Genomic DNA, 6,196 nt, shown 5'->3' with positions numbered 1-6,196 from the left:
CGTCCCGGCCGGGCCGTACGGCGGTGCTCCGGGTCCTGCCGCCGCACCCGACCGGGCTCAGGGCAGCGGCACCAACCGGACGACGGTGACGGTGAGCACCGAACCGGAGACGTAGTACAGGACGATCGCACCGGCCACCGTCGCCTCGCGGCGGTCGCGTTCGTCCTTCACGGCAGTGGAGCCGTGGCCGTACGGCGCCCGCCCCAGAGTGCGGGCCATCTCGTCGCGGAACGGGTCCGGGTCCCGCATCTTGGCCAGGGTGTCGTCGGCCGGCGGGGCGTAGGAGATACGGAAACTCAAGCCACGCTCCGCCTCTCGGCCTCGTCCCGGGCCAGTCGGTCCAGGATACGTTCGGCCTCGGGATCGGGAACCGCTTCCAGCATCCAGTGCCGCATCACCGCGTGGATCTGGTGCACCCCCGCCTCGTTGACGGCACGGTCGAACTCGTCGCGTCTCTCGTCGGGGAGCGCGGCGCGGATGGCCGGGATGCTGTTGGGTACCTCCACCTCGGTACCACCGACCAAAGTCTTCAGAGACTCGCCCATGGTGCTCTCCCCGATCTCCTTGCTCTCGACGAGCGTTGCCGGTCCCGTCGGCAGGAACCTGAGCGCGTCCGCGCGAGGGGCGCCAGGACGGGCGCCCCCCACGGTAGTGGCTGGAGGACCCAAGTACACGGGTGCGTCCACCTCTTCGGAGGTACGGGGCACGGGCGCGGGCGACGGATCAGCCCGCCGTGACCTCCACCGACAGCTCGTTGTCCAGGGTGTAGTAGGTGAGGGCCTTCATCCCGCCGAGGGTGACGGCCGGATACACGAACACCTTCTTACGGTCCGCGACATCGTCCAGCAGCCGCCCCACCCGGATCGGCCGCGCGCCCGTACGGGGGCGTACGAGTACGTCCCAGACCCCCGGTCCGCCCTCGGGCGTGTCCGTCAACTGGGCGTGGGCGAAGGTGAAACGCACTCCGTCGGGCCCGTCCGCGTGCAGCTCGCTCTCGCGCACCTCCCCGGCCTGGCCCCGCAGGCGCAGCAGGGCTGCCGCACCCGCGCCCGGTTCGGCGCCGAACAGCCGTGCCCGCACGGTCGTGGAGTCGGCGCCCACCTCGATGCGGTCCGCCTCGGCGTGCGCCGTCCGCAGCCAGGTCCGTACGGCGAGGGTTCCGTCCGGCGTGGCGAACGGGACCCGCACCGCGAGCGGCAGCGGTGTCGTCCCGGGATCGCGGCCGGCCACCAGCGCCCGCAGGTCGCGGACGCCCGCCAGCAGGGGCGTACGCTCCCCGTCCGGCTCGGGCAGCACGAAGAGGTCCCATCTCCCTTCCGCCAGCGGCGGTGCGGGGTCGAGCACGGCCCGCCAGCGCCCGCCGGTCGCGTCGTCCTCTTCGCCGGGCGGTCCCGCCGGTTCCAGGTCGAACAGCCGGGTGACCGACTCCGGCTTCCCCTTCGGTGGGCGCAACCGCAGCAGGAGCCTGGGCGCTTCGGCGCTACGGAGCCCGAGGCGCACCTCCATCCGCCCGTGCCGGTCCACCGTGCAGTCGGCGCGCGGGAGTTCGACCGTCCCCGGGGCCGTGGACGTGTCCCGCACCGGGGCGGTGCCGTCCGTGACCTTCGTTTCCGTCATCGCCGCTTCGCCTTCCGTACGGTCTTGAGCAGGGTGCGTGCCGCCGCGTCCAGCGTGTCCCGGGCCGCGTACCCGCGCGGGCCGAGCGCGAGAGCCGCGCCGGTGGCCGGTGCTGCGGGGCGCCCGGTGGTCCGGGCCGCGGTCAGCTCCTCGAAGAGGGCCTCGGCCCGTGCGACGACCGGACCCGGGGCGTACCGGCGGGAGTTGTCCAAGGCGGTGCGGCCCATTCGGCGGCGGAGATCGTCGTCGCGGACGAGGTCGAGCAGGGCGGCGGCCAGCGCGTCCCGGTCACCGACCGGTACCAGCCGGCCGTCCTCACCGGGCCGGATGATCTCGGCCGGGCCGTGCGGACAGTCGGTGCTCACCACGGGGAGGCCGCAGCGCATCGCTTCGACGATCGTCATGCCGAACGGCTCGAAGCTGGAAGTCGCCGCGGCGATCGAGCCCTTGACCCACTCGGCCTCCATCGGTGCGGCCGCGCCCATCAGGAACACGTTGTTGTGCAGGGCGAGTTCGTCCACCAGGCGGCGCAGCCGGTCGTGTTCCTCGCCCCGCCCGTAGATCCGCAGCTGCCAGTCGGGCCGCTCGGCGGCGACCTTGGCGAACGCCTCGATGAGGAGGTCGTACCGCTTCACCCGAACCAGCCGTCCCGCCGCGACCACCACCCGCGCGTTCCCGTCCGCAGGAGGGAGCGAGGGGTCCGGCACGCTGTTGGGCAGCGCCTCGACACGTACGCCCGGCAGCCGCATCGTCCGCCGGTAGGCGTCCGCGTCCGCGTCGGTGACGGTGGTCAGCCCGTCCAGCCGCCGGTACGCCCGGCGCAGCACGCGGCGCAGCGCGGGCGGGTGGCTCTCCACCGTGAGGTGCTCCTGCCCCACCCGGACGGTGCGGTCGGGGGCCTGGAGCGCGAGGTGCACGTTGAGCCCGGCCCGCGTACCGATCGCGACGTCCGCGTCCGTCCCCGTCAGGAACGCGGCGATCCGTTGGTCCGTCAGCGCGTTGTACTGCCCGTACCGGTACTCCGCGCGCGGGAACGTCTTCGACGGCTGCCCGAACAGCGGGTGGTCCTTCTCCTGCCGCAGGTCGATCAGCGGGCGCAGCCGGATGCGCGGGTCGAGCGTGAACGCGGTCGTGTCCCGGTGCCGGTTGACCGAGACGATCTCCACCTCGTGCCGTTCGGCCAGTGCGTGGGCCAGGTTGAACGTGGTGGAGATGGTCCCCCCGATCCCGTACGCGTTGTGGATGAGGAACGAAATCTTCATGAACGGCAAGACAGCTTCGGGCGGCCGGTAGTTGCGGCCGTTACTCCTTCGTGAGGGGCGAATGCCGCCGAGTGGCCCCTCGTGCGGGGGCCACGGGAAGACCCCGGCCGGCCTCAGGGCGTGGGACAGGAACTCAGACGCGTCGCAGGTGCTGTGCGAAGAGCGCGCGGGCCCGGACGAGGTCCTCGGGAGCATGCGCGCCGCGCTTGGGCACGACGAAGAAGTACTCCGCGCTGCCCGTGAGGACGAACAGGTCGGGCGTCTCGAACCACCACGGATAGATGTTCCAGCCGGTGGTGCCGCTCTCCCCGGACGAGCCGGTGGTGGTCAGTCCGTCGGCGGTGAGCGTGGTGCGGCAGTTCCCGAGAGCCGCGTGTTCCTCGTACTGGGTCCGGGTCCGGGTCCTGCGGACCCGCTGCCGTGCGTAGAAGAGGGCGATGACGCCGATCACGCCGACGGCGGCCGTTTCGACTGCCGGGAAGCGCCAGGCCAGTGCGCGTGTGGCGAGTACCGCGGCCCCGAACAGGGCGGGAAGCAGCAGGCCGTTGGTGAGACCTTGCCGGGTCCTGAGGGAGAACCTCCTCCGAGCCTGGTCGTAGTCCGCGACGGTCGGGAGGTAGTCGAACAGGGCTGTGTCCGATGCCGCAGATTCGGCCTGCCCGGCTTGATCCATCTTCATGACGGCTGAGAGTAGGGCAGCCCGCGTGTACGGCACACCCACTCGTGAGGCACTGGACCGCCCCACCGTGAAGGCGGATGGACGGTCGCGGCCTCCCGGGGGCCCGTACGCGCATCCGTGGCCTGCGGCGGGACAGGCCGGGGCCACGAAAATGCCCCCGCCCCGCGCCGTACGCGCGGACCGGGGGCGTGATCGCAGAATTTACTTCTTCTTGCCCTGGTTCTTCACGGCCTCGATGGCGGCCTTGGCCGCGTCCGGGTCGAGGTACGTGCCGCCCGGCTTGACCGGCTTGAAGTCGGCGTCGAGCTCGTAGACGAGCGGGATGCCGGTCGGGATGTTGAGGCCCGAGATCTCCTCGTCGGAGATGCCGTCCAGGTGCTTGACCAGGCCGCGGAGGCTGTTGCCGTGGGCGGCCACGAGGACGGTCTTGCCGTCGAGCAGGTCCGGGACGATGCCGTCGTACCAGTACGGCAGCATGCGGACGACGACGTCCTTGAGGCACTCGGTGCGCGGGCGCAGCTCGGTGGGGATCGTCGCGTAACGCGGGTCGTCGCTCTGCGAGAACTCCGTGCCGTCCTCGAGGACCGGCGGCGGGGTGTCGTAGGAGCGGCGCCACAGCATGAACTGCTCCTCGCCGAACTCGGCGAGGGTCTGGGCCTTGTCCTTGCCCTGGAGCGCACCGTAGTGGCGCTCGTTCAGCCGCCAGGAGCGGTGGACGGGGATCCAGTGGCGGTCGGCGGCCTCCAGCGCGAGCTGCGCCGTGCGGATGGCGCGCTTCTGGAGGGAGGTGTGCAGGACGTCGGGGAGGTACCCGGCGTCCTTGAGCAGCTCACCGCCGCGCACCGCTTCCTTCTCGCCCTTTTCGGTGAGGTTCACGTCCACCCAACCGGTGAACAGGTTCTTCGCGTTCCATTCGCTCTCGCCGTGGCGGAGGAGGATCAGCTTGTACGTCGCGTCGGCCATGAGCCCGAGCGTAATCGAACCTCTACCCCCTTCGCGCGTCCGGCCACTGGACGGACAAACAGGTACACAGGCGAGCGGTGCGGAGCCCACATGAGGCGCCGTCGTGGGGGTGCCGGAGTCGGACGATTGACGGCAGCCGTCAAACGAGTGGCGGCCGGGAAGTGATCCTTCGTAATGTTCGATCACTCGTCGTACCGCTTACCGAGCCGGTCCGTGCGGCGTTCGTCCCGCACGCCTGATCCGCGTCCGGTCCGCGTCCGGGCGGTGGCTCTTCCGTCGCCGTCCGTCGCTGTTCCGTCAGCTGTCCGCATCACCCTGGGGGTACCCGAATGCCGTCCGTCGCCGGTCTACGAGGAGCCGTGCGCGGCGCGGTGTCCGGGATGCCCCGGGAGTTCTGGTGGCTGTGGACCAGCACGCTGGTCAACCGGCTCGGCGCGTTCGTCGCCACCTTCATGGCGCTCTACCTGACCCTGGACCGGGGCTACTCCGCCTCGTACGCCGGCCTGGTCGCCTCCCTGCACGGCCTCGGCGGGGTCATCTCCTCGCTCCTCGGCGGGGTGATGGCCGACCGGCTCGGGCGGCGGCCGACCATGCTGATCGCGCAGGTGTCGACGGCCCTCTCGGTGGCGGTGCTCGGGTTCGTGGAGAGCCCGGTCGCCATCGCGGGCGTCGCGTTCGTCGTCGGTATGGCGAGCAACGCCTCGCGCCCCGCGGTCCAGGCGATGATGGCGGACATCGTCGCGCCGAAGGACCGGGTACGGGCCTTCTCGTTGAACTACTGGGCCATCAACCTCGGTTTCGCCGTCTCCTCCACCGGCGCCGGGTTCATCGCCGAGTACAGCTACCGGATCGGCTTCCTCGTGGAGGCGGCGCTGACCCTGTGCTGTGCCGCCGTCGTCTTCCTGAAGGTGCCGGAGTCGCGGCCGGACCATGCTCCGGTGGCGTCCGCGTCGGGTGGGAGGACCGCGAAGCCGGCGGGCGTCCGGCTCACCGACGTGCTGCGGGACGGGCGGTTCATGGGGGTGGTCGGGCTGTCGTTCCTGGTCGCGCTGATCACCCAGCAGGGTTACGTGGGCCTGCCGGTGGCCATGGGCGCGGACGGGCTCACCAGCTCCGACTTCGGTACCGCGATCGCGGTCAACGGCCTGCTGATCGTCGTCCTCCAGATCCCTGTCACCCGGTTCATCGAGCACCGCGACCCGCGGCAACTCCTCATCGTCTCGACCCTCTTCGCCGGATACGGGTTCGGGCTGACGGCCTTCGCTGGCTCGGTCGCCGCGTACGCGTTGACGGTGTGCGTCTGGACCCTCGGCGAGATCGTCAACGCCCCGACCCAGTCCGGACTGGTGGTGAAGCTGTCGCCGGCGCACGGCCGGGGCCGCTACCAGGGGATGTACTCGATGTCCTGGTCGGTGGCGGCACTGGTCGCCCCGCTGATGTCCGGCGTCGTGATCGACCACTGGGGGGCGTCCTGGCTCTGGATGACCTGCGCCCTGCTCGGTACGGTGACCGCCCTCGGCTACTGGCTGCTGATGCGCAACCTCTCGGGGGACGAGCAGGAGGCGGACCGGCGACCGGAAGGCCGCGGGCCGGCGGACTGCGTCGTGCGGTCCGGCGAGCCGACCGTACCCGCCGCCGTCTGACGCGCGACGACGGCCGCCCGGTGGAGCCTGGC

The 6,196-nt window shown here is 71.4% G+C and carries 7 protein-coding genes; 1 reads left to right on the top strand and 6 read right to left on the bottom strand.

Annotated features, from left to right (window positions below):
- Positions 1–57: 57 nt before the first annotated feature.
- The 6 genes from ACFWEP_RS30095 to ACFWEP_RS30070 form a co-directional block, all read right to left on the bottom strand.
- A complete protein-coding gene (locus ACFWEP_RS30095) occupies positions 58–300 on the bottom strand; it encodes a hypothetical protein (protein WP_328720919.1) in 243 nt (80 codons plus the stop codon).
- Positions 297–545: a hypothetical protein gene (locus tag ACFWEP_RS30090; protein WP_328720920.1), complete on the bottom strand. Its 249-nt coding sequence runs from the start codon at positions 543–545 to the stop codon at positions 297–299. The genes ACFWEP_RS30095 and ACFWEP_RS30090 overlap by 4 nt, the downstream gene beginning before the upstream one ends.
- A gap of 178 nt (positions 546–723) precedes the next feature.
- On the bottom strand, positions 724–1,617 hold the full coding sequence (locus ACFWEP_RS30085; protein ID WP_387374751.1) for a hypothetical protein: 894 nt from the start codon (positions 1,615–1,617) through the stop codon (positions 724–726).
- Positions 1,614–2,879, bottom strand: a complete 1,266-nt coding sequence (locus tag ACFWEP_RS30080; RefSeq protein ID WP_387374749.1) for a glycosyltransferase — start codon at positions 2,877–2,879, stop codon at positions 1,614–1,616. Before ACFWEP_RS30080 ends, ACFWEP_RS30085 begins: the two co-directional genes overlap by 4 nt.
- Before the next feature lie 133 nt (positions 2,880–3,012).
- Positions 3,013–3,558 carry a YcxB family protein gene (locus ACFWEP_RS30075; RefSeq protein WP_387374746.1) on the bottom strand — a complete coding sequence of 182 codons (546 nt, stop codon included), beginning with the start codon at positions 3,556–3,558 and terminating at the stop codon, positions 3,013–3,015.
- Between the two features lie 201 nt (positions 3,559–3,759).
- Positions 3,760–4,521, bottom strand: a complete 762-nt coding sequence (locus tag ACFWEP_RS30070; protein WP_328720928.1) for a phosphoglyceromutase — start codon at positions 4,519–4,521, stop codon at positions 3,760–3,762.
- 329 nt (positions 4,522–4,850) lie between these two features.
- Here ACFWEP_RS30070 and ACFWEP_RS30065 point away from each other — a divergent pair, with 329 nt between their 5' ends.
- The gene (locus ACFWEP_RS30065) at positions 4,851–6,164 is read left to right on the top strand and encodes an MDR family MFS transporter (protein ID WP_387374743.1); all 1,314 of its coding nucleotides are present in this window, start codon (positions 4,851–4,853) and stop codon (positions 6,162–6,164) included.
- Positions 6,165–6,196: the final 32 nt, after the last annotated feature.

The sequence above is a fragment of the Streptomyces sp. NPDC060198 genome (genome assembly GCF_042728415.1).
Lineage (GTDB): Bacteria > Actinomycetota > Actinomycetes > Streptomycetales > Streptomycetaceae > Streptomyces.
Note: the sequence above shows the minus strand (reverse complement) of the source record. Positions and strands in the feature narration are given on the sequence as shown.